21 protein-coding genes are annotated in these 21,911 nt (G+C 41.3%); 2 read left to right on the forward strand and 19 right to left on the reverse strand.

All coding sequences use genetic code 11. The features are described from left to right. Positions 1–2: 2 nt before the first annotated feature. The 16 genes from tatB to ltnD all read right to left on the reverse strand — a co-directional run bounded on the left by tatB (position 3) and on the right by ltnD (position 15,111). Positions 3–575, reverse strand: coding sequence for a Sec-independent protein translocase protein TatB (tatB, locus tag AAZR93_RS19420; protein ID WP_434720785.1), 573 nt, complete (start codon positions 573–575; stop codon positions 3–5). A 3-nt stretch (positions 576–578) separates the two neighbouring features. Continuing rightward, positions 579–866 carry a twin-arginine translocase TatA/TatE family subunit gene (tatA, locus tag AAZR93_RS19425; protein WP_294104527.1) on the reverse strand — a complete coding sequence of 96 codons (288 nt, stop codon included), beginning with the start codon at positions 864–866 and terminating at the stop codon, positions 579–581. Positions 867–980: 114 nt separating this feature from the next. Further along, positions 981–2,615, reverse strand: coding sequence for a ubiquinone biosynthesis regulatory protein kinase UbiB (gene ubiB / locus AAZR93_RS19430; protein WP_294104529.1), 1,635 nt, complete (start codon positions 2,613–2,615; stop codon positions 981–983). Then, positions 2,602–3,255, reverse strand: a complete 654-nt coding sequence (locus AAZR93_RS19435) for a ubiquinone biosynthesis accessory factor UbiJ (protein WP_336429474.1) — start codon at positions 3,253–3,255, stop codon at positions 2,602–2,604. The genes ubiB and AAZR93_RS19435 overlap by 14 nt, the downstream gene beginning before the upstream one ends. Before the next feature lies 1 nt (position 3,256). Then, positions 3,257–4,012 carry a bifunctional demethylmenaquinone methyltransferase/2-methoxy-6-polyprenyl-1,4-benzoquinol methylase UbiE gene (gene ubiE / locus AAZR93_RS19440; RefSeq protein WP_294104532.1) on the reverse strand — a complete coding sequence of 252 codons (756 nt, stop codon included), beginning with the start codon at positions 4,010–4,012 and terminating at the stop codon, positions 3,257–3,259. A 75-nt stretch (positions 4,013–4,087) separates the two neighbouring features. Continuing rightward, on the reverse strand, positions 4,088–5,443 hold the full coding sequence (gene rmuC, locus AAZR93_RS19445) for a DNA recombination protein RmuC (protein WP_434720786.1): 1,356 nt from the start codon (positions 5,441–5,443) through the stop codon (positions 4,088–4,090). 107 nt (positions 5,444–5,550) lie between these two features. Then, entirely contained in the window at positions 5,551–6,081 is a 531-nt protein-coding gene (locus AAZR93_RS19450) for a DedA family protein (RefSeq protein WP_434720787.1), read from the reverse strand. A gap of 117 nt (positions 6,082–6,198) precedes the next feature. Continuing rightward, complete coding sequence (locus AAZR93_RS19455; RefSeq protein WP_294104539.1) at positions 6,199–6,981, reverse strand: tyrosine-protein phosphatase; 783 nt, start codon at positions 6,979–6,981, stop codon at positions 6,199–6,201. A 324-nt stretch (positions 6,982–7,305) separates the two neighbouring features. Next, positions 7,306–8,061 (reverse strand): uridine phosphorylase, encoded by a 756-nt coding sequence (gene udp / locus AAZR93_RS19460; protein ID WP_434720788.1) that lies wholly within the window; start codon positions 8,059–8,061, stop codon positions 7,306–7,308. A 261-nt stretch (positions 8,062–8,322) separates the two neighbouring features. Then, complete coding sequence (locus AAZR93_RS19465) at positions 8,323–9,699, reverse strand: GntP family permease (protein WP_336431580.1); 1,377 nt, start codon at positions 9,697–9,699, stop codon at positions 8,323–8,325. 10 nt (positions 9,700–9,709) lie between these two features. After that, positions 9,710–10,669, reverse strand: a complete 960-nt coding sequence (gene denD, locus AAZR93_RS19470; protein ID WP_294104545.1) for a D-erythronate dehydrogenase — start codon at positions 10,667–10,669, stop codon at positions 9,710–9,712. A gap of 55 nt (positions 10,670–10,724) precedes the next feature. Continuing rightward, entirely contained in the window at positions 10,725–11,492 is a 768-nt protein-coding gene (locus tag AAZR93_RS19475) for a DeoR/GlpR family DNA-binding transcription regulator (protein WP_294104547.1), read from the reverse strand. Between the two features lie 12 nt (positions 11,493–11,504). Then, positions 11,505–12,284, reverse strand: a complete 780-nt coding sequence (otnI, locus tag AAZR93_RS19480; protein ID WP_434720789.1) for a 2-oxo-tetronate isomerase — start codon at positions 12,282–12,284, stop codon at positions 11,505–11,507. A gap of 10 nt (positions 12,285–12,294) precedes the next feature. Then, positions 12,295–12,936 (reverse strand): aldolase, encoded by a 642-nt coding sequence (locus tag AAZR93_RS19485; RefSeq protein WP_336429483.1) that lies wholly within the window; start codon positions 12,934–12,936, stop codon positions 12,295–12,297. Then, positions 12,929–14,206 (reverse strand): 3-oxo-tetronate kinase, encoded by a 1,278-nt coding sequence (gene otnK, locus AAZR93_RS19490; RefSeq protein WP_434720790.1) that lies wholly within the window; start codon positions 14,204–14,206, stop codon positions 12,929–12,931. The genes AAZR93_RS19485 and otnK overlap by 8 nt, the downstream gene beginning before the upstream one ends. Continuing rightward, on the reverse strand, positions 14,203–15,111 hold the full coding sequence (gene ltnD, locus AAZR93_RS19495) for an L-threonate dehydrogenase (RefSeq protein ID WP_434720791.1): 909 nt from the start codon (positions 15,109–15,111) through the stop codon (positions 14,203–14,205). Before ltnD ends, otnK begins: the two co-directional genes overlap by 4 nt. A gap of 384 nt (positions 15,112–15,495) precedes the next feature. Between ltnD and AAZR93_RS19500 the strand changes: the two genes are divergently transcribed. Continuing rightward, positions 15,496–15,885, forward strand: a complete 390-nt coding sequence (locus AAZR93_RS19500) for a YidB family protein (protein WP_294104558.1) — start codon at positions 15,496–15,498, stop codon at positions 15,883–15,885. Positions 15,886–15,964: 79 nt separating this feature from the next. On the opposite strand, the gene metE is transcribed toward AAZR93_RS19500, so the two are convergent. Next, on the reverse strand, positions 15,965–18,238 hold the full coding sequence (metE, locus tag AAZR93_RS19505; protein WP_434720792.1) for a 5-methyltetrahydropteroyltriglutamate--homocysteine S-methyltransferase: 2,274 nt from the start codon (positions 18,236–18,238) through the stop codon (positions 15,965–15,967). Between the two features lie 108 nt (positions 18,239–18,346). On the opposite strand from metE, the gene metR reads away from it, so the two are divergent. Continuing rightward, positions 18,347–19,303: an HTH-type transcriptional regulator MetR gene (gene metR, locus AAZR93_RS19510; protein ID WP_294104562.1), complete on the forward strand. Its 957-nt coding sequence runs from the start codon at positions 18,347–18,349 to the stop codon at positions 19,301–19,303. Here the strand turns inward: metR and AAZR93_RS19515 are convergent. Beyond that, on the reverse strand, positions 19,200–20,087 hold the full coding sequence (locus AAZR93_RS19515) for a carboxylate/amino acid/amine transporter (protein WP_294104564.1): 888 nt from the start codon (positions 20,085–20,087) through the stop codon (positions 19,200–19,202). The genes metR and AAZR93_RS19515 overlap by 104 nt on opposite strands. Positions 20,088–20,142: 55 nt before the next feature. Continuing rightward, a complete protein-coding gene (locus AAZR93_RS19520) occupies positions 20,143–21,792 on the reverse strand; it encodes a Na+/H+ antiporter (RefSeq protein WP_434720793.1) in 1,650 nt (549 codons plus the stop codon). Between the last annotated feature and the right edge of the window lie 119 nt (positions 21,793–21,911).

A 21,911-nucleotide genomic window follows, 5' to 3' on the forward strand; every position in this document is an offset into this window, starting at 1 on the left:
GGTTATTTTTCACTTTCAGTTTGATTGGAGTTTGTTACTTTAGCATCGCGCTGCAGGGTATTTTCATGCATCGTAAGATCTCTCAACTCACCAACTTTAGAAGGGTCGGCTGTTGGCTCTTCAACGACAGAAGCCATTTTAGCGGCGTGTTCTGGATCGGGATCAGACTCTAATACTTGCGATGAATGGCCAGTAGCTGAAGCATCCTTCACCGCTGTATCGTAGCTTTCGGTTATCTCTTTTGCTTTATGCAATTCATCTTCGATATTATTCGTTGTTGCTTGATAACCACTTTTTAACGATTGAGCAGCCTGACGTAATTCATCCATCGATTGTTTTAGCTCAGGAGAAAGAGCTTCCATACCCGCTTTCTCCTCAACTTTTTTCAGAGTTTCTTGTAACTCTTGTAATTTTAGCTCTTGCGATAGCTCGTTTTGTACGTTGGCAGCCATTGAACGCATTGCACGGATCCACCCAGCGACAGTTCTTACTGCCACAGGTAAACGCTCAGGGCCTAATACAACAAGACCAATAACTGCAACGAGCAGTAGTTCAGTGAAGCCTATGTCAAACACGGATTATCCCTGCTCTTTATTTTTGCTCTCAACCGGACTATCTTTTTTCTCAGTAGTCTGTTGCTCAGTAATATTTTTAGTTGCAAAATCAGCGTCTTGCTTTTCTTGCTCTTCTTTTGCTTTAGCAGCTTCATCATCACTCATCGCTTTTTTAAATCCTTTGAGTGACTCACCTAAATCAGAACCTAGTGAACGCAATTTTTTAGTACCGAAAATTAGAACAATAAGCAGAGCAATAATAATAAGCTGCCAAGGACTACCGAATGCAGCCATTGCAATAGTTGATTCCATTGTTAATACCTCTATAGTTTTGAGACCAAATTGTTATTAGTTCTATTATATACAACCTGTTCTAAATACGGAAATCTTTACAGCTTTATAAACTTGTCACAAAACAAAGTTTACTTAGTTATCCCCTGACTTACACCAACCGATTAGCCACGATAACGCTCCGGCAGCCATAAACACTATAGCAATTCGAGTTAAGTCTGAAATAAAGAATAAACTACCGCAAAGAATGAATGTGGCACCTATTCCTAAAAGATATTGGGATTTACGTTGCTTACTACGCTGTCCCTTTAACTGTAATGCTAACTGGTCAATATTGGACTGTAAAAATTTATGCTGTTTTAACGCCCCATAAATAAGATCGGGAATTTCCGGCATTTTTTCGGCCCAATAAGGCGCTTTTTCTTTTAAGGCTCGAGTGATTGCAGGTAGACCGACTTGACTATGAACCCAATCTTCTAAAAAGGGCTTAGCGGTTTTCCATAAATCAAGTTGTGGGTATAACTGGCGACCTAGACCTTCAACATAAAGCAAGGTTTTCTGCAAGAGAACCAACTGAGGTTGAACTTCCATATTAAAGCGGCGCGCCGTGTTAAATAAATTCAATAGAACGTGCCCAAATGAAATTTCAGCTAATGGCTTTTCGAAAATAGGCTCACAGACAGTGCGAATAGCAAATTCAAAATCTTCAACATTTGTATCTGGCGGAACCCAACCTGAATCAACGTGTAATTCAGCAACTTTACGATAATCACGGTTAAAGAAAGCAATAAAGTTTCCGGCTAAATAACGCTTATCTTCTTTATTAAGCGAGCCCATAATACCGCAGTCAATACCGATATAGAGAGGATCTTCAGGGTGTTCGTAACTAACAAAAATATTACCGGGATGCATGTCTGCGTGAAAGAAGCTATCACGAAACACTTGAGTGAAGAAAACTTTTACGCCTCTCTCAGCCAAAAGTTTCATGTTGGTACCCTGAGCGTTAAGCGCTGCCACATCAGAAACAGGAATACCGTAGATCCGCTCCATCACCATGACATTTTCACGGCAATAATCCGCATAAACCTCAGGAATATATAACATTGAGCTATTTTCAAAGTTACGTTTGAGCTGAATAGCATTGGCTGACTCACGTAAAAGATTGAGTTCATCGATCAATGTTTTTTCGTATTCGCGGACGACCTCTTTAGGACGTAAACGACGCCCATCAGGCAGTAAAGGCACCCAATTTGCAATGCGGTACATCAGCTTAATATCTGCTTTGATGATAGGCAAAATATCTGGACGAATAACTTTTAGTACGACGTTTTTACCATTTTCTTTCAAAACCGCCGTATGTACTTGCGCAATAGAAGCAGACGCGAGTGCTTGCTCATCAAAATCATCAAACCACTGTTCTAAAGGACCACCTAATGATTTTTCTATATAACCACGAGCGAGCTTTCCATCAAAGCTTGCGACCTTATCTTGTAGTAATGATAGTTGATCTGCAATCGTAGGCGGGAACAAGTCACGGCGAGTTGAAAGCATTTGACCGAATTTAATCCAAACAGGACCAAGCTCTTGCAATGCAAGACGAAGTCTTTCGCCAATATCTTTGTCTTTATGCTTATTTTTAATCCAAAAAAAGCCTAAACGACCAATTCTTAAAGGCAGTGTAAGCTTTATTTTAGGGATTAACTCATCTAATCCGTAAGAGAGGAAAACCCGAATAATAAGGTAAAGACGTTTTATCTCACCGGGTGTCATTACTCTCCTCCAATTGACGCAATCTTTGCTCTAATTCACTCATAGAACCTGAAATTTGCTCCACTTCATCACTAAAGTAAGCTAGCTCTAATTGGCTAGGCGCCATTTTCCATTCTTCAATAAGCGTATCTTTAATATAAATTTTTTGACGTTTAACTAAATGAGAAGCCAGACTGGCACCTTTATGTAATACCTTACTGAGCCCTTCGGCCGCCACATCACCGATATAAGGTGATAAGTAATGAGCTGGATTCCAAATAGCCAAATCTAACAAAGAGGACCAATGCTGAACAATCTGCATATCCCCTTCAATAACGATATCACCACGGTTAATTAACAGAGAAAGTTGCTGCTTATCTTTTAATTTAATTAAGGTAAACAATGATGTTTTGATCGTACAGTCGGCAGGTTCAGCCCATTGGCTTAAAACATCCACATGATTTTCTGCAAAAATTAATGTGATTGTTTTATTGAGTTCTTTTAACTCAATCGACATGACTTTACCCGCCAAACGCATTCTGGCGGGTCTCAAGACGGTTTCCTTAAATAGCATATGATTAAGCGAGGTTTCCATCAATGCTGTCATCAAAGAATACAAAACTGTATTTTGATTTTTGGTGTTTGCTGATGGTGCTTCCATCTTAGAATTTAAACCCTTTATGGAGTGCGACAATTCCACCCGTCATATTGTTATAAGAAACTTGCTCCAGCCCTGCATTTTCCATCATAGCTTTGAGTGTTTCTTGGTCTGGATGCATACGAATAGATTCAGCAAGATAACGATAACTTTCGGCATCACTGACAATCGCCTGACCAATACGAGGTAAAATATGGAATGAATAAGCATCATAAGCTTTATTCAAAGGCTCGAGAATCGGTTTGGAAAACTCAAGCACTAATAAACGTCCGCCTGGTTTCAATACTCGATACATTGAACGTAGCGCTTTATCTTTGTCAGTCACATTACGCAGACCAAAAGAAATTGTGATGCAATCAAAATAGTTGTCTGGGAATGGGAGTTCTTCAGCATTAGCTTGAACATAATTAACATTACCCACAATACCTAGGTCACGCAATTTTTCGCGGCCCATTTTTAACATGGAATCATTGATATCAGCCAGAACGACTTCGCCTTTTTCCCCCACTAATCGAGAGAATTTAGCAGTTAAGTCACCCGTTCCACCAGCAAGATCAAGAACACGTTGATTACGGCGAACACCACTTGCTTCGATGGTAAAACGTTTCCAAATACGATGAATACCAAAAGACATGAGATCATTCATCAAGTCATATTTTGATGCTACAGAGTGAAAAACATTCGCTACGAGGCCAGCTTTATCATCTTTGCCTACAGTACGGAAACCGAAATCAATGGTTTCTTTAGTTGGTTCAGTCATTTCTTTTATGCCTGCTTATCATTCAATCTTTTATAAGAAGTGTAACAGCCTTTAAGGTAAAACCCTACCAGAAGTCTATGATTGCGCACAATTCGATTGATCTGACTTCTCAACTAATTGTGGCTCGATAGGTTGTTTTATTTCTACCCCTAACGCTTTAAAACTTTCCGCCTGACTGATTAAATTTCCTCGCCCTTGTGCGAGGCGTTTCATCGCTGACTGGTAAGTAATATTCGCTTTATCAAGACTGGAGCCTAAAACCTGCATGTCATCTACAAACAAACGCAGCTTATCGTACATTTTCGCTGCTTTTTCTGCTATTTCTTGTGCATTTTGACCTTGGCGTTCATAACGCCATATATTGTTAATTGTGCGCACTGCCACTAACAAAGTAGAAGGGCAAACTAACATGATATTCTGTTTTATACCTTCATCAAGTAATTCGGGCGCCTCTTTTAACGCAAGTAAGTACGCGGGCTCGATGGGGATAAACATGAGCACATAATCCAGCGAACGCACACCCGGCAGTTGATGATAATCCTTTCGACTCAATGAACGCATGTGGTTACGAATTGAGGCGACATGATTTTTAAGTGCCTGTTGCTGCTCATGAGGGTCTTCATTATTAAAGTAATGTTCATAAGACACCAGTGACATCTTTGCATCAACAACAACATCTTTGCCTTCAGGCAAGTGAATAATAACATCGGGTTGATAGCGGCTATTATAGCCTGTATTGATACTCACTTGGGTTTCAAATTCACTGCCTTCACGCAAGCCGGAAACTTCCAAGATACGGGTTAAAATTGTTTCTCCCCAATTACCTTGTATTTTATTGTCACCTTTTAGTGCGCGAGTTAAGTTAACTGCCTCTTTGGTCATGAGGTTATTAAGCTGTTGAAGCTGCCTAATTTCATAAGTTAACGTATGACGTTCTTTGGCTTCTTCACCAAAACTTTGTTGAACTTGTTGACGAAAACCATCTAGTTGTTCACGAAATGGGGATAACATCTGTAATAAACTTTTGTGCTGTTGCTCTGAAGCACGTCGTTCATTTTGTTCGAAAATGCGATTAGCTAAATTTTCAAATTGCGTTGTCAGCCGCTGTTCACTATTTTGTAAAATACGCTGTTTTTCTTCATTAGCTAACTGATTTTGCTCAAAACGCGTAATCGCTTCTCTTAATTCAGCTTCTTGCTCACGATTAATATCTCGCTGTGTTCTTAGCTCTTGATCTAGCCGGTCATACTCTTCTTTCCATTGCGCTAAATGAATTATTTTTTCATCACTCACCGCCATCTGACGGTTAGCATTTTGCAGTTCCTGATCTTTTTGCGTTATTTTTTGTGCAATAGAAAACCAAGCAGCCAAGCCGCCAATTAAAATACCGCTTAGAACGCCAATAACCGCATACAAAAGAGAGGTATCCACAAGTTAAATCCTTACTTTACAAAGCCTAGTGTAAGGTAATGGGATACTGTATAAGTGTCCAGAGGTAATTTGACTTGCCACCCATATTTTGCGAGCAGCTTCGCAGCTTAACCAAACCAACTTGCAAACCAATGTAAACCTAGGGCTCCCGGAGCAAGGATACCGAATGCCCAAACCATCGCAGAAGTAATATTAGCTAATTGAAAATAACGTTGTGGCATCACACAAATTCCCGCCACTAAAGGAACAACAGCACGGAAAGGACCAAAGAAACGGCCGAAGAATACGCCCCAAATTCCCCAACGATCAAAGAAGCGTTGCCCTTTATCTATCATTTGCGGGTTACGAGAAATAGGCCACATTTTACGGACATTATCTTTGTAGTGAAAACCGAACCAATATGAAAGCCAATCGCCAAAAAACGCGCCTAATGCCGCCGCTAGCCATAATGGCCAAAATACAATGCCACTTTCACCAATCAGAGCGCCTAGCGCCAATAAAATAACGGTTGCCGGTAACAACAAAGATAAGAAAGCGAGTGATTCACCAAATGCGAGAAAGAAAATGATAGGCAGAGCCCATATTTCATGTTCACGAGTAAAATCTGTCACAACCGTGACTATTTCATTGAGAGTCAAGGAAATCCCCTATCATGAGTTAATTGGTGAGTTCACTATTTAGAGTATGACATTCAAATAAATCAAGCTGCAACGAACGAGTAATAAATGTGGTTTCATTGCAGCTTGAATATATTGCTATTCGAGGAAATGATTTTGCAGCAGGTCACGACCTTTATTATCAAGACCAAAATCTTTTTCTAACCATTTATCGACATTACCATAGTGCGTCTCGATGCTTTTTAACGCAGTCTGTAAGAAATCTTCCCGCACTGAGTAAACATACTCAAATTTCTTCAATATGCTGTCACTCATTCTTTGTGCGTGTTCTTCTAATAAAATTTTACGAAATGGTGCAAGCGTTTCGTTAGTCAGTAAATAATCTTCCATTACCGTATCTAAATCTGCGCCGAGTGCAAATAAAACTAACGCTGAGCCGACACCCGTTCTATCTTTACCCACAGCGCAATGCTGTACTATTCCGCCTTTTTCAGGTTGTTTTAGCATATTAACAAGTTGATGATAAGCGGGGTTATTCAATGGCAACAGTTCATATAAACGAAACATGAAAGCTTGGGGATCGAATTGGTCTAAAATCTCTGGCGTGAGCTTGTCTAAGTTTGCACTGACTTCTTTTGCTAATGGATTTGCGGGGGCATGGACATAATGCGCACCATCCCACACTAAATCTGGTTTATCACGAATTTCAGCGTCATCACGATAATCTAAAATTTGAAATAAATTTTGGGATTGTAAAATATGTTGATCTTCTGATGTTAAACGGTCTAAAGCACCTGACCTAAAAAGCTTTCCCGCTTTTATTTTGTTACCATTTGATAATTTTTTTCCGCCCAAGTCGCGAAAATTGATCCCACCCTTTAAAGGGAGAACCGAAGGGTGAAGATAAGGTGTTGTTGACATAATTATCCCTTTTATACCCACCATGCCTCAAGTTACAGGGATGTAGACATCGCTTGAGTTCCTTTATCTGCACATTTTTCTGCATTTATCGGGATAACATGACTTAGCACTTGCCTGCTGCTTGAATGATGTTGGGCTCGAAATATTAATAGTTGTTATAAGACAATAACAGATTAATTGATTAAATGAATAAGAAAACTACCTGCAATTTACAGTAGATTGTAATAAATGATGAACAGAAGTGGTGAACAAAAAAGTAACTAAGCCCACCTACACTGTATTCACAACCGAGCGAAATACGTAAGCGGGCCAGTAAATGCGGAATTACAGCAGGCGGCGAGCGGCTTCAACCACAATGCTAAGTACATTGCCTTCTGTTTTTTTCAATAATGTTTCATTAGGAATTTCTTGTTGAGTACGGTTAACAATAACACCTGCAACCATACCAGCACGTAAACCTTGGCTTGAACACATGGTTAACAGCGTTGCTGATTCCATTTCATAGTTCATTACGCCCATATCTTGCCACTCTTTCATTGAGCCTCTAAAGTGACGCATTACACGGCCACTGTAGGTATCATAGCGCTCTTGGCCTGGGTAGAAAGTATCTGAAGATGCCGTTACACCAACATGAACTGTCGCACCAGCGTCTTTCGCAGCAGCATACAGTGCGTTAGTACATGTAAAATCAGCAACAGCAGGATACTCGAGCGGGGCAAAATGTTGACTAGCGCCGTCTAAACGTACAGCACCTGTTGTGACTAATACATCACCTACATTGATATTTTCTTGAATTGCACCAGTTGTACCAATACGTAGGAAGGTACGAATACCGAGCTGAGCCAACTCTTCAACTGCGATTGATGTTGATGGGCCACCGATACCAGTTGAGCAGACGATGACAGCCTTGCCATCTAACTCACCACGCCAAGAGGTAAACTCACGTAATGACGCAAGATGTACAGGGTTATCCATTAGACGTGCTATTTTTTCAACACGGTTAGGGTCTCCAGGAACAATCGCAACAGTTGCACCCTGTAAGTCACTTTTCTTTAAACCTAAGTGGAAAACGTCGGACATATCAAACTCCTTGACTCAATGACATCATTAAATTGATTAATTCTTACTAATATAGCGATAAACATACACATATTTAGTGACCAATATCTACTTTAATGAATTCACAATCATATTGATTTCATTAAAATGAGATCCAAATCACATTAACGCAGTAATATTGCTATAAGGATGCGTTCAGTATAGTTGAATGTGAATAATAATTGAAAAAAGTGCCAATAAAGGCACTTTTAATTAGTGGCATAAATAAAAAACTATTTACTATCAGAGAATTACATCGAGGATCAGAACACCAACAAGGCCTATCATCCAAGCGATTGTTGTTGGAATAGACCAAACCATAATCTGTTGTTTAACGTCCTTAATCCCCATCATTCTGTTCACTACCCAATAAAGGCTGTCGTTAAAGTAACCGAAGAACAGAGACCCCATTGTTGCCGCTTGCGCCGCAACCAATAAGTTAATATCAGGTATCTGACTAATGATTGGCGCTGAAATTGATGCAGCGGTGATCATTGCGACAGTACCGGAACCTTGAATTAAACGTACTAACGTCGCGATAATAAAAGGAATTAAAACGGGTGTAATTGGCAAGCTTGCCACATGCCCCGCTAAGATATTACCAGTTCCACTATCACGTAATACCGCCCCTAACGCCCCACCCGCACCGGTGACTAACAAAATGATACCCGCCGCTTGCAAACCTTCTTCCATGCGATCGATAACTTCTTCTTTCGTCGATTTTGGCATCAATGTGTAAACTGAAATCAGCACACTAATAGACAGCGCGATGATAGGCGCACCTAGAAATTCAAATGTTTGGAAGTACCAATTGTCATTCATCCCTAGGAATGTGTCTGTCTTTAGTAATAATCCATTGATAGCATTAATAAAGATCAACAAGATCGGAGTAGCTATTGGCAATAAAGATAAAAATAGGCTTGGCAGCGGTTTATTGGCTTTCTCTTCCATATAACGCGCATGGATATCATGTAAATCACCGCTTTCTAAATCAGCAGGGACAAATTCAGGATATTTAACTGCTAACCATTTTGCATATAAAACGATACCGATAACACAAGGCACAGCCAGTGCCATACCCGCTAAGATCATCGCACCAATATCAACGCCAAAAATACCTGCAACACCCAAAGGACCTGGTGTTGGTGGAACGGAGTGATGCGTTACAACTAAACCACCCGCTAAGGCAACACCAAGTGTTAACAAGTTGCGCTTGCCATTTTTTGCGAGAGCTTTTGCTAATGGATATAAGATAACGAAAGCAGAATCAACAAAGATTGGAATACTGACAATATAGCCGGTAATTGCCAGTGCCCATTCTTCACGTTTGTTACCTAACCATTTAATAAAACTAAATGCTATCCGTTCAGCTGCGCCCGAAACTTCGAGCACCCTTCCCATCATGACCCCAAGCCCGATAACAATACCAATGCTACCGAGTGTTGAACCAAATCCCTTGGTAATAATAGTCACAGTTTCTGCTGCTGTTAAACCACCAGAAATACCGGCAATAGTGGCAGCAATAAGCATGGCTAATAGCGCATGAACACGAGTTCTTAATACTAAAAAAATTAGTACAAAAATGGCTACAGCAAGACCAATAACAGGAATATAGGACATCGTTTATCTCCTACTTGGCGCGGCCGTGATGAGTGATAAACGAATGAATCGCATCACTAAATGAGCCATCGGCACGAAAACCTAAGTTCAATGCACGGCTAATATCAAATTTTCCTGGCCAACTAGCGACAATGCGGTTAATCGCATCATCAGGCTCAAAACGAATAAGATTGACGGTTTCTTGTCCTGCAACATCACGTAATGAATCAATCATTTCCTGCACAGTGACCGTAATACCCGGTAAATTAACAATACGTGATTGACCAAATTTCTCAGCCGGTACATTCACCGCATGAATGAAATTGCTGACTACTGTTTCAGGGCTAGATAGCCATAACGCAAGATCAGGTGAAACTGGGCAGACACTTTCGATTCCATTTAATGGCTCGCGAATAATACCGCTAGCAAATGATGAAGCCGCTTTATTGGGTACCCCAGGACGAATGCTGATTGTTGGCAAGCGCATGACGCGGCCATCAACGAAACCTTTGCGTGAATAGTCGTTAACCATCAATTCACACATAGCTTTTTGTGCGCCATAAGAAGACTGTGGATTAACTACGCACAGGTCGGTGATGACATCCGGTAATTGGCCACCAAATACCGCAAGTGAGCTAGTGAAAATGAATTTTATGGCTGAATTTTTAGCTTTTACGGCTTCCAATAATTGGCGAGTGGATTCAAAATTCACTTTCATGCCTAAATCGAAATCGCTTTCTGCATGGCTACTGACGATTGCCGCTAGGTGAAATATAACGTCAGTTTGCGCATCAATTAGCGTATCTGCAGCACCTTGTTGCGTTAAATCTAAAGCAACACAACTCACTCTCGAATCTTCAATAGGTGATGTAGGGCATTGAATATCCGCTAAAATAAGTTGTTTAAAATTTAAGCCCTGACGATTTTTAAGCAAAGCAGTGGCTAGCTGCTGGCCTAAAAAGCCAGCGCCACCGGTAATAATAACTTTCATTGTAATTCTCCTGAAATAACCTATTGCAGGCTATTCGCTTCTAGGTAAGATGTTTTTATGTTTTGATTAAATGAAGTTTTATGTTTTGTTCTGTTATCCGCTGCACTGCATCACTTGGTAACTGATCATCACAGATAATGTCGTGCAATTGATTCAAAGGGCAAACACGGAACATGCCATATTTGCCAAATTTGCTGCTGTCAGAGACCAACACGCAGCGCCGAGCTACATCGAGTAATGTCTGTTTTATTTGAACTTTTTCTTCATGGGGTGTTGAAACACCATGGAGTAAGTCCCATGAACTGGTACTGATAAAAGCTACATCAACATTGAGTGTTTGCAACATCATGGCGGCGGTATTACCAACACATGAATGATTGCGTTTATCAACCTGACCACCTGTGTGGTACAAATTGAGTTGTGATTTATTCATCAAATACTGCATGATAGAAAAATCATTTGTCACGATCGTTAAGTTAAAACGTTCACCCAGCACGCGGGCAATCTCAAATGTTGTGGTACCTGCATCGAGATAAATAACTTGCCCATCTTCAACCAACGAATTCGCAAACTGACCTATTTCACGCTTACTACGGTGATGAAGCCGCGCCTTTTCACTCCAAGGTAATTCTTGGCGTAACACGTCATTCAACCGAACACCACCACTAATCCCGACAACCTTCCCTTCCTCTTCTAACATGCGAATATCACGTCGCACCGTCATATGAGATACATTCATTAAATCAACCAGATCATTAATAGACACAGTTTGGTACTCATGTACGTAACGATAAATAAAATCACGACGCTCTGAAGGGATCATAGGTTCTCCGATTTATGACTGAGCTTGTTTTAACCAGTCCAACCCCGCTTCCGTGCGACCTGCTGGATGATATTCACATCCAAGCCAACCTTCATAACCCATTTCATCTAATTTCTTGAAAATCCATGGAAAGTTAACTTCACCGCTGTCGGGTTCGTGGCGTTCTGGAACTGAAGCAATCTGAATATGACTAAATTTACCCCATAAACGCTCAATTGTTTTCACTAAATCACCTTCCATGATCTGGCAGTGATACAAATCCAATTGAATAAAAACATTTTTGCGATCAATAAGTGGTAATAGCGCTTCAGCTTGTTTTTGTGTTGTCAGAAAATAACCAGGCATATCACGCGTATTGATAGGCTCAATAAGTACTCGAATGCCATGCGGTGCCATCACATCGGCGGCATACTGAATGTTTTTAATAAAACAGGCCTTTTGTTGTTCAGCAGTGAATTTCGTATCCACCTTGCCAGCCATAGCATGAACCTGCTTACATCCTAAGGCATTCGCATATTTCAGGGCGGTGAATACCCCTTGCGCAAATTCATCTTCACGCCCAGGAATTGATGCCATACCACGCTCACCCGCAGTCCAATTTCCCGCAGGCATATTAAATAAGACCTGAGTTAAATGATGTTTTTGTAATTCGAACGCAATCGAATCGGCATCGTCTTCATAAGGAAAAAGATACTCAACCCCACTAAAGCCGGCCTGAGCTGCACGCTCAAAACGTTGTATAAACGGTACTTCGTTAAACATCATGCTGAGATTTGCTGCAAATTTAGCCATCTCTTGCTCCTCATTTCTGTGGATAACGACTTTCGAGCTCTTGAACTTGCTCTTGCGTTAATGTAGTGAAGCCATGTGGCCGCAGCGTGATATATAAACGTGCGGTATCTTCTAGCTCTTCCGCATTAAAAAAAGCTTGCCTGAGTGTTTTACCACCAACCACTGGACCATGATTCGATAGCAATACCGCGTTATGATTTGGTGCTAATCGGGCAATTTCTTCACCAATTCTGTCATCCCCTGGGGGTAAATATTCAATCAACGGTAATTTACCCACCCGCATCACATAATAAGGTGTAATCGGAGGTAAACAGTTAGTGCTATCTAACCCCGGCAGGCACGAAAGTGCAGTCAACCAAGGTGAATGTAAATGAACAACAGCTTGGCAATCAGGACGTTGTAGATACATTGCCATGTGCATCGAAACTTCTTTAGTGGGTTTATCACCACCTATCCAGTTGCCTTGTGCATCTAATTTACTCAATCGATTCGGGTCTAAATCACCAAAGCTTGAGTTTGTTGGCGTGACAATAATGCTGCCATCCGCTAATCGCGCACTAATATTTCCTGCACCACCGCTACTATAACCACGGTTAAACATCGACTTTGCCCAGTCGGCTAATTCTTGGCGCAGCGCCTTTTCATCACTCATTAAACATCTCCTGTGCAAACTGGAAGAAATTCTTCTGACCGAAATTGCCAGATTTCAGTGCCAACCAGTTACCGCTTGCCAAATCTTGAACCCACGGCACTCCCGGTGCAATTGGGGCTCCAATGCTTAACTGCTCAGTTCCTAAGCTCTGCACAACTTTCCCTGAAGTTTCGCCACCAGCAATAATAAAAGTGTTATATCCCTGAGCTTGTAATAATTTCACAACTTCACCAAATACGTTTTCCACTGCCAAACTTGATTGTGATGCGCCATATTTTTGTTGAATTTGCTTTAATAACTCGGGGGGCTGTGTTGCATATAACAACGGTGCCAAGCTCGTCACTTGCTGTTCTTGTACCCATTTAGCTAATGACTGCGCGTAATGAGAATTATCCAAACACTCGCCAACATCTAGTGCTTTCGCTGGCGCAATTTGTTGATAACTTTGAACTTGAACATTAGTCATAACAGAACAACTACCGGATAAAATGACTGTTTTTCGTCCAACAGCAGCAGGTTTATTACCATGACCGGCATCTTTTCCCCATGGGCTCTGGCTGTCGACATTTGCTAAAGCCGCACCTAAACCTGAACCTCCGGTGAGCAATGGCATGTTTTGAACCGCTTTAGCAATAGGCAATAAGTCATCCATAGTGAGAGCGTCGATTACTGCGTAACTAACACCTTGTAAAGCTAAACTGGTGAGTTGCAAGGTTATGGCATCACAACCTTGCTGAACGTCAGCAAGCTTAATCAATCCTGCTTTACCTCGTGATTGTTTCTCCATAACGCGTAATAAATTCGCATCTGTCATTGGAGTCACTGGGTGGTGCTGCATTCCGCTTTCATTTAAAAGCTGACCATTTACGAATAAGTGACCATGAACTACTGTTCTTCCATTAACAGGCAATGCAGGGCAAACTAGTGCTAAATCAGTTTTTAAGTACTTCATTAATGCATCAGTCACAGGGCCAATATTGCCTTTTTCGGTCGAATCAAAGGTCGAGCAATATTTAAAGAAAATTTGCTGGCACTGTGCTTGTTGCTTTAACCAATGACATGCATTCATTGAAGCCTGACAAGCTTCATCAGCAGAACAAGACCGACTCTTTAAACTAATAACAATGGCATCAACATCTTGTGGTACAACGGTATTTTCATTGGGTTCATTTAGTAACTGAACCACACACCAACCGTTTTGTACCATGAAACCTGCAATATCTGTCGCACCAGTAAAATCATCAGCAATTACGCCTAATTTCACAGTCATGTTTTACTCTCCGGTAAAGAAATACCTTTAAAGGTTTTAATCACTGCGCTGTCGTCTTGATGGCCAAAACCTTCATTACTTGCCGCAATAAACATTTGATGAGCGGTAGCAGCGAGTGGTAATGGAAAATTTAATGCCTTGCCCGTTTCCATCACTAAACCAAGGTCTTTAACAAAAATATCAACCGATGATTTTGGCGTATAATCGCCCTCAAGCACATGCTGCATACGGTTTTCAAACATCCATGAATTACCAGCCGCATGAGTGACAATGTCATACATTACATCGAGCTTAATACCCGCTTTAGCGGCCAGAGCCATGCTTTCTGCGGCAACGGCTATATGAACACCCGCTAATAACTGATGAATTGTTTTCACGGTCGAACCTAAGCCCACATCATCTCCAATACGGTATAAACGCTCAGAGATTGCATTAAAGACTTTAGTTAGCCGTTCAAATAATTCAGGCGCTCCCGATGCCATTACGGTTAATTTGCCATCGGCAGCTTTAATCGCACCGCCCGATATTGGAGCATCGACAAGTAATAGTTGATAAGCTGCAAGACGTCGGGCTATTTGCTTAGTTTGTTCTGCGGATAATGTGCTGTGCAAAACAATGATCGTTTCAGGTTTAAGGGCTTCAACCAATGGTTTTTCACCATCAAATAAAATCGCGTTAACTTGTCGTCCATTAACTACAACCATTAATACAGCATCGAGCTGTTGTGCGAATTCCACCGCATTTTGCCCGACATCCTTTGCGCCATAATCAAGTAAGGTTTGGCAAGCAGCTTGGTTTAAATCAAATCCATAGGTAGGAATATTATTTTTTATGAGTGACTGAGCTATTCCCATCCCCATAGAACCTAGGCCAATAACGCCAACATTCTTAACGAAATTTCCCATAATGATCCCTGATATTGTTAATCTTTGTTATTGATGTGAATTTTCACATAACAAATTTAACAAACACATGACGATCATCACATTATAGATAATATAAAAAACGACCAACTAATTTGTAATTAATTGTTTTTATTTACAAATTATATATATATGAATCATAAAATCATTCACACAATAGTGTGATAAAAAATGTGAAGCACAATGTGCCCGTTTGATTTGTCTACAATCAGGGTAAAATCTCTTCATATAACATTTAGTTAGCAGCGAAAACTTTATTTTGATTGACGCCTCGTTCAAATTGCTGACAATAACCGACTACTTATTTTTTGAAAATGCCCTATTCCATAGAGGTAGTGGCGATAAATTTATCAACAAGGAGTTTCAATGGGTTTGTTCGAACAACTAATAACGATGGTCGCCGGTGATAAAATGCAGCAGTTCCAATCTGTTATTGGATGGATTGAAAAACAAGGTGGTCTTAATGGCGTTATTGATAAGTTTAACCAACAAGGGTTAAATGACGTAATAGCATCATGGATCAGCGAAAATGCGAATTTACCTATCGATGTCAATCAGCTAGTGCAAGTTTTTGGTAATTTAGATATCCAAGAATTGGCTCAGAACGTCGGCCTTGATACGCAAGAAACGACTGAATTAGTTGCGAAATACTTACCAAAACTGGTTGATAAAGCCACTCCAAATGGTGTCTTACCCGAAGAGGTTGATCTCGGTTCTGTTGGTATGGATATGCTTAAAGCGAAGCTATTTGGTTAAGTTTATAGACTTTGTTTTTATTGCAGCAAAAAGGCAGGAAATCCCCTGCCTTCTATTGATGATATTTATCGATTGGTTGTTATTGTTCGCTGCGTAATTTTTTCGCTGCTTCAACCATGTTCGCGAGCGCTTGGCGGGTTTCTGGCCAGCCACGGGTTTTTAATCCACAATCTGGGTTAACCCATAAACGTTCGACAGGAACTCGTTTCTCTGCTTTTCTCAGTAAAGCAACAATCCATTCTACACTCGGTACGTTTGGTGAGTGAATATCATACACACCCGGACCAATTTCATTTGGGTAATGGAAATCTTCGAATGCATCTAGCAAATCCATATCTGAACGTGATGTTTCGATAGTGATCACATCCGCATCTAGCGCAGCAATTGAATCCATTATGTCATTGAACTCGCAATAACACATGTGGGTGTGGATCTGAGTATCATCTTGCGCAATCGCTGCACTTAATTTAAAGGCATCAACTGCCCATTTCAAATAATCTGCCCACTCATCTCTGCGCAATGGTAGCCCTTCACGCAATGCAGGTTCATCAATTTGGATAATCCCGATACCCGCTTTTTGTAAGTCATCCACTTCATCGCGCAATGCTAATGCAATCTGCTTCGCGATAGTTTCACGGCTGACATCTTCGCGAGGGAATGACCAACATAATATTGTCACAGGTCCTGTTAGCATGCCCTTGACTGGTTTTTCTGTTAGAGACTGAGCATATTTGGCCCATTCGACTGTAATCGCTTCTGGACGACTAATATCACCGATAATCACTGGCGGTTTTACACAGCGGGAACCATAGCTTTGTACCCAACCATTTTGTGTAAAAACGTAACCATCAAAGTGCTCACCAAAATACTCAACCATGTCATTACGTTCAGCTTCACCATGCACTAACACATCGATATCAAGTAATTCTTGCTCTTTAATCGCCTGCTTAATATGTTCACTAATATTGGTACGATAATGGGCTTTATCGACATTACCCTTTTTAAAATCAAGGCGTAACGTTCTAATTTCGCTCGTTTGAGGGAATGAACCTATGGTTGTTGTTGGCCACAAGGGTAAATTAAAACGAGCGCGTTGACGTTCGGCACGACTTTCATAAGGACTATTACGCTCAGCATCTCCTTCACGAATAGCCGCTAAACGCTGGGTAACCGCTGCATTATTCACACGAGTTGATGTTTTACGAGCACGAATTGGTGCGCTGTATTGTTCAAGTTCAGCAATATGTGTTTCATTTGGTTGATTCAGCGCTTTCGTCAGTAATGCAAGCTCTTCACATTTTTGCAGTGCAAATGCAAACCAGCTTTTCACTTCTGCATCTAAACGTGTCTCATCATTCAAATCTATTGGACTGTGCAATAATGAGCAAGATGAACCAATCCACAATGCACGTTTGCTCAGTAGTGGCTTAACGCGCAAGAATTTTTCACCTAAATCCCCTTTCCACACATTGCGACCATTGATAATGCCGAGTGATAGCACCCAATCAGCAGGAAGTGACTGATGCAGGGTTTCAATATCATCCGTCCCCCCCACAACATCAACATGTAGACCTTGAACTGGTAGTTGCTTAATTAAATCAAGGTGATGACTAATGCCATCAAAATAAGTAGTCAGTAATAATTTGGTTTTTCCTGACAATGCTTGATATGCGTGTTGATATGCTTGTTGCCATTCAGTCGGTAAATCCAATACCAGTGCTGGCTCATCGATTTGCACCCATTCAATGCCTTTTTGCGCTAAACGCGAAAGCACTTCCTGATACACCGGTAATAATTCATTCAATAACGATAAGCGGTCGAATGCTTCACCTTTAACTTTACCTAGCCAAAGGTAGGTAATTGGGCCGATTAATACAGGTTTTACCTTGTGCCCTAACGCTAGCGCTTCATCCACTTCATCAAACAATTGGGTCCAAGACAGTGAAAATTTTTGCCCTTTTTGAAATTCAGGCACAATGTAATGATAGTTAGTATTAAACCATTTGGTCATTTCGCCTGCTGCCGCAGGTTTACCTGTTGGAGCGCGACCACGCGCCACTCGAAACAGTGTGTCTAAATCAATTGAGCCATCTTCATTTTGATGACGAGGAGGTACGTTGCCCAGTAACAAGCTGGTGGTTAACACTTGGTCGTACCAAGCAAAATCACCGACAGGTAGTAGCTCAACGCCAGCATCTTTTTGCTGTTGCCAATGGCGAACACGTAACGCATAACCCGTTTCTAAAAGAGCAGTTTGATCAATCTTGCCTGCCCAATAATCTTCTTGCGCACGTTTTAGTTCTCTTTTCAGACCGACACGTGGAAAACCAAGTGTATGATTTATAACAGACATATTGACCCCTTAAAATATTTAGCCGTCTAGATGTTTACACATCTATAATCAACAGGTACTGTATAAAGCACAAGCGCAAATTATTCATTGTCACCGTGAAGGTTTCTCATGATCGAATTAAAACATTTAAAAACATTGCAAGCGCTCAGCCAACACGGCTCATTAGCCACTACGGCTACGCATTTGCATCAGACTCAGTCTGCTCTATCGCATCAATTTAGCGATCTTGAACATCGTTTAGGCTTTAAGCTATTTGTTCGTAAAAGCCAGCCATTACGATTTACACCTCAAGGGGAAGTGTTATTACAACTCGCACAACAAGTGCTACCCATGGTGAGGGATGCCATCCGAGTTTGTAATGAACCTGGTGTTTGTGCTTTACGCATCGCGATTGAGTGCCATAGTTGTATTCAGTGGTTAACCCCTGCATTACAACAATTCAGACAAACTTGGCCTCAAGTGAACGTGGAATTTAAATCAGGCGTCACCTTTGACCCTCAACCTGAATTACTTTCAAGAGAGCTAGATTTAGTGATGACATCCGATATCCTTGCAGATCAAGGTCTACACTATACTCCGCTATTTGATTACGAAGTGAAGTTAGTCGTTTCAAACGAGAGTCCTTTAGCCAAAAAACCGATTATTGAACCTCATGATTTAGCAGATGAAACGTTACTGATTTATCCGGTACAGCGTCATCGTTTTGATGTATGGCGTCATTTTTTACAGCCCGCAGGCGTTTCACCTAATGTAAAAACTGTCGATAATACGTTGATTTTGATTCAGATGGTGGCTGCGAAAATGGGTATTGCCGCATTACCACATTGGGCCGTTGATTCTTTTGAGAAGCAAGGATTGGTTAAGACGAAAACCTTAGGTAGTGGTTTATGGAGCCGACTGTACGCTGCATGTCGGGAAGGAGAACAGCGTCAGCCAGCTATTGAAGCATTTACCCAAACAGCTATTGGGCACGCCGTGGATAATCTTTCTTATGTGAAGCCGGTGAAAGGATCCAATGTCTATGCACCCATAGAGACGCAATTATCAGGCTCGACCCAATGGTAAAACTCAGCCAATCCGGGTGTTGTTGCCAGATAGCAAAGTTAACTAATAAACCAGCTGGAACCATCATGTTATTCATTATAGCAAGGGTTCCGGCATCCACCTTGGTTGCCCCATAATTCCACATGAAATAACCCATGCCGGATGCAGCCACACCCAGCCACAACAATACCCCCCACTGCACATTGGTAGTCGGCATCATTGATTTATTACCAAACAGCAGCCAACCAATCAGTGCAACCAATGTTGCGCCAAGATAAAACCATGAAAACGCTTGATGCTGCGGTATTGGATGAATTTCCATTAAACGCTTGTAACCAACTTGCCCGATAGCAAAAAAGATATTCGCCAACTGCACAAATAATAGACCTAACCAAAACGATTCGCTCAGATGATCATAGCGAATAATGGCGGCGCCAATCACGGCTAAAAGAGAACTAAATAAATAACCTTTACGTAAGGGCTGACGTTCCAATAAGTCATAAATTAAGGTGACATATAACGGTGTGAGAACGGTAAAGAGTAAAAACTCTGCAACAGTAAGGTATTGATAAGCATGAAAAACAAATAGATACATCACGCCAAGCTGACATGCGCCAACGAGCATATACAACATGATGACTTTAGCACTGAAATTGCGCCAACGTAGAAATGGAAGGAAAACCAATGCAGCTAAAGACACGCGAATTAAAACAGAAAACCAGCTATCAACCTGCCCTGCTAAATATTCACCAATTAGGCTAAAAGACGCTGCCCATAGCAGCGTCGTAATGACGAGTAACCACATTTTTTCAATAATCTCTCAAACAATAATTGTTGAGTAGAATACTCGGTTTTTAGTCTTAATGCTCTTTTTCGATCAGCACTGCTTCTAATAAATCGAGATCAATTAACAATGTCTGTAACGTTTCATTGCTTATCTTACGTGTTGCACGTAAGTGATATAATTCACCACGTTCAGCACGCAAAGCGGTTAATCGAAAGCGTCTTTCAAGCTCTTCAATCTGTAAATTACGATCAATTTCATCTTGTCCTGCGGTTCGACGCCGTAAATGGCCCGTTACCCTTGAAGCCACTTCAATAATATCCTCAGAATCGAGTTGCTCCTCAACATCCGCAGACAAACGTTCTTCCATCTTATTTAAGCTCACAATCGCCACTTCTGCCATTGCCGCTTTTGCCATCCGTATTTCATTAATATCCGCTTCTTTATCGCCGACCTTGAAATTACGCAATAGCAATGGCAGTGCAATAACACCAGCAAAAATGGATAATAAGATCACCCCTGCGGCAATGAAGACCAGTTGATAACGCGCAGGGAACGGTGACCCATCAGTTAAAAATAACGGAATGGAGAGCACACCCGCTAAGGTAATTGCGCCTCGAACCCCCGCAAATGAGGCTAAACAAAGCTCACGAAAGGTATAATTAGCGAACTGTAGTGGTTTTTTCTTCAAAAATAAATGGCTGAACTTTTTCATCAACCATAACCAACAAAAACGTAATAGCAACAGAGCAAAATAAATCACAATGACAGCCGTAAAGAGCATCCAAGTTTCAACGCTTGGATCAAGCTCGGCTTGAATAACTGAGGTTTCCCAAATACCCGGCAGCTGTAGCCCTAACATAATGAAGACTAAACCGTTAAAGACAAACTCAAGCATTCCCCAAACACTATCTGCACGCAAACGCATTGCCAATGGCGCATTACGCATCACGCCAGATTTAGTGATAGTCATACCCGCCGCCACTGCGGCTAAAATACCGGAGAAACCAATGTGTTCCGCTATCATATAAGAGGCAAATGGTAACAATAACATGAACACAATTTGCGTTGCAGGATCGTCACCACTCCAACGGCCCATGAGTCGTAATGATTTACTGTACACCCAAGTCACCGCGATACCTGATAACAAACCACCGATTGCAACGATGAAAAATTCAATAGTCACGCCGGAAACGCTAAAGACCATGGTGCCCATTGCGATGGCAACGGCAAATTTTAATGCCACAAGACCTGAAGCGTCATTCATTAACGCCTCTCCCTCAAGAACACTCATCATTCTTTTTGGGATGCGTCCTTTGCCCACAATTGAAGATAATGCCACCGCATCCGTTGGAGATAAAACCGCCGCTAATGCAAATGCCACGACTAATGGAATACCTGGCAGTAACCAATAAATTAAGTAGCCAATTCCCACTACAGTCACTAATACTAAAACGAGTACAAGAATGAAAATCTCACGCCCATTTTGGAAAAACTCACGCGTTGGCGTTTTCCAGCCATCAACGAATAATAACGGCGGAATTAATAACACCATGAAAAGTTCGGGATCAAACGTGACATGCAGCCCGAATTGAGGCCATGCAAGCAAAGCACCGATAGCAATTTGAATTAAAGGCAGAGGGATACGGATAGGGATGACTTTTGTCACCACACCGGAAACAGAGACTGCTAAGATCAAGATAAGAATGGTAAAGAAAATTTCCATGTTGCCCTTACTATTTGACAAAACGACGATAGACTAATTGCCTGCCGCCGCATAGTAAGAGATAGCACCGCTCAGACCCTAATTTTCAGTCAAGCCAGTCACACGCAGAAAATATGTAT

The sequence above is a fragment of the Providencia sp. Je.9.19 genome (assembly GCF_051129765.1).
GTDB lineage: Bacteria > Pseudomonadota > Gammaproteobacteria > Enterobacterales > Enterobacteriaceae > Providencia.

Excerpts from the sequence above, each read along its gene's own strand:
- tatA (WP_294104527.1), bottom strand. The coding sequence starts at position 866 with ATGGAATCAACTATTGCAATGGCTGCATTCGGTAGTCCTTGGCAGCTT.
- ubiB (WP_294104529.1), bottom strand. The coding sequence starts at position 2,615 with ATGACACCCGGTGAGATAAAACGTCTTTACCTTATTATTCGGGTTTTC.
- AAZR93_RS19435 (WP_336429474.1), bottom strand. The coding sequence starts at position 3,255 with ATGGAAGCACCATCAGCAAACACCAAAAATCAAAATACAGTTTTGTAT.
- ubiE (WP_294104532.1), bottom strand. The coding sequence starts at position 4,012 with ATGACTGAACCAACTAAAGAAACCATTGATTTCGGTTTCCGTACTGTA.
- AAZR93_RS19455 (WP_294104539.1), bottom strand. The coding sequence starts at position 6,981 with ATGTCAACAACACCTTATCTTCACCCTTCGGTTCTCCCTTTAAAGGGT.
- udp (WP_434720788.1), bottom strand. The coding sequence starts at position 8,061 with ATGTCCGACGTTTTCCACTTAGGTTTAAAGAAAAGTGACTTACAGGGT.
- AAZR93_RS19465 (WP_336431580.1), bottom strand. The coding sequence starts at position 9,699 with ATGTCCTATATTCCTGTTATTGGTCTTGCTGTAGCCATTTTTGTACTA.
- denD (WP_294104545.1), bottom strand. The coding sequence starts at position 10,669 with ATGAAAGTTATTATTACCGGTGGCGCTGGCTTTTTAGGCCAGCAGCTA.
- AAZR93_RS19475 (WP_294104547.1), bottom strand. The coding sequence starts at position 11,492 with ATGATCCCTTCAGAGCGTCGTGATTTTATTTATCGTTACGTACATGAG.
- otnI (WP_434720789.1), bottom strand. The coding sequence starts at position 12,284 with ATGGCTAAATTTGCAGCAAATCTCAGCATGATGTTTAACGAAGTACCG.
- AAZR93_RS19485 (WP_336429483.1), bottom strand. The coding sequence starts at position 12,936 with ATGAGTGATGAAAAGGCGCTGCGCCAAGAATTAGCCGACTGGGCAAAG.
- otnK (WP_434720790.1), bottom strand. The coding sequence starts at position 14,206 with ATGACTGTGAAATTAGGCGTAATTGCTGATGATTTTACTGGTGCGACA.
- ltnD (WP_434720791.1), bottom strand. The coding sequence starts at position 15,111 with ATGGGAAATTTCGTTAAGAATGTTGGCGTTATTGGCCTAGGTTCTATG.
- AAZR93_RS19500 (WP_294104558.1), top strand. The coding sequence starts at position 15,496 with ATGGGTTTGTTCGAACAACTAATAACGATGGTCGCCGGTGATAAAATG.
- metE (WP_434720792.1), bottom strand. The coding sequence starts at position 18,238 with ATGTCTGTTATAAATCATACACTTGGTTTTCCACGTGTCGGTCTGAAA.
- metR (WP_294104562.1), top strand. The coding sequence starts at position 18,347 with ATGATCGAATTAAAACATTTAAAAACATTGCAAGCGCTCAGCCAACAC.
- AAZR93_RS19515 (WP_294104564.1), bottom strand. The coding sequence starts at position 20,087 with ATGTGGTTACTCGTCATTACGACGCTGCTATGGGCAGCGTCTTTTAGC.
- AAZR93_RS19520 (WP_434720793.1), bottom strand. The coding sequence starts at position 21,792 with ATGGAAATTTTCTTTACCATTCTTATCTTGATCTTAGCAGTCTCTGTT.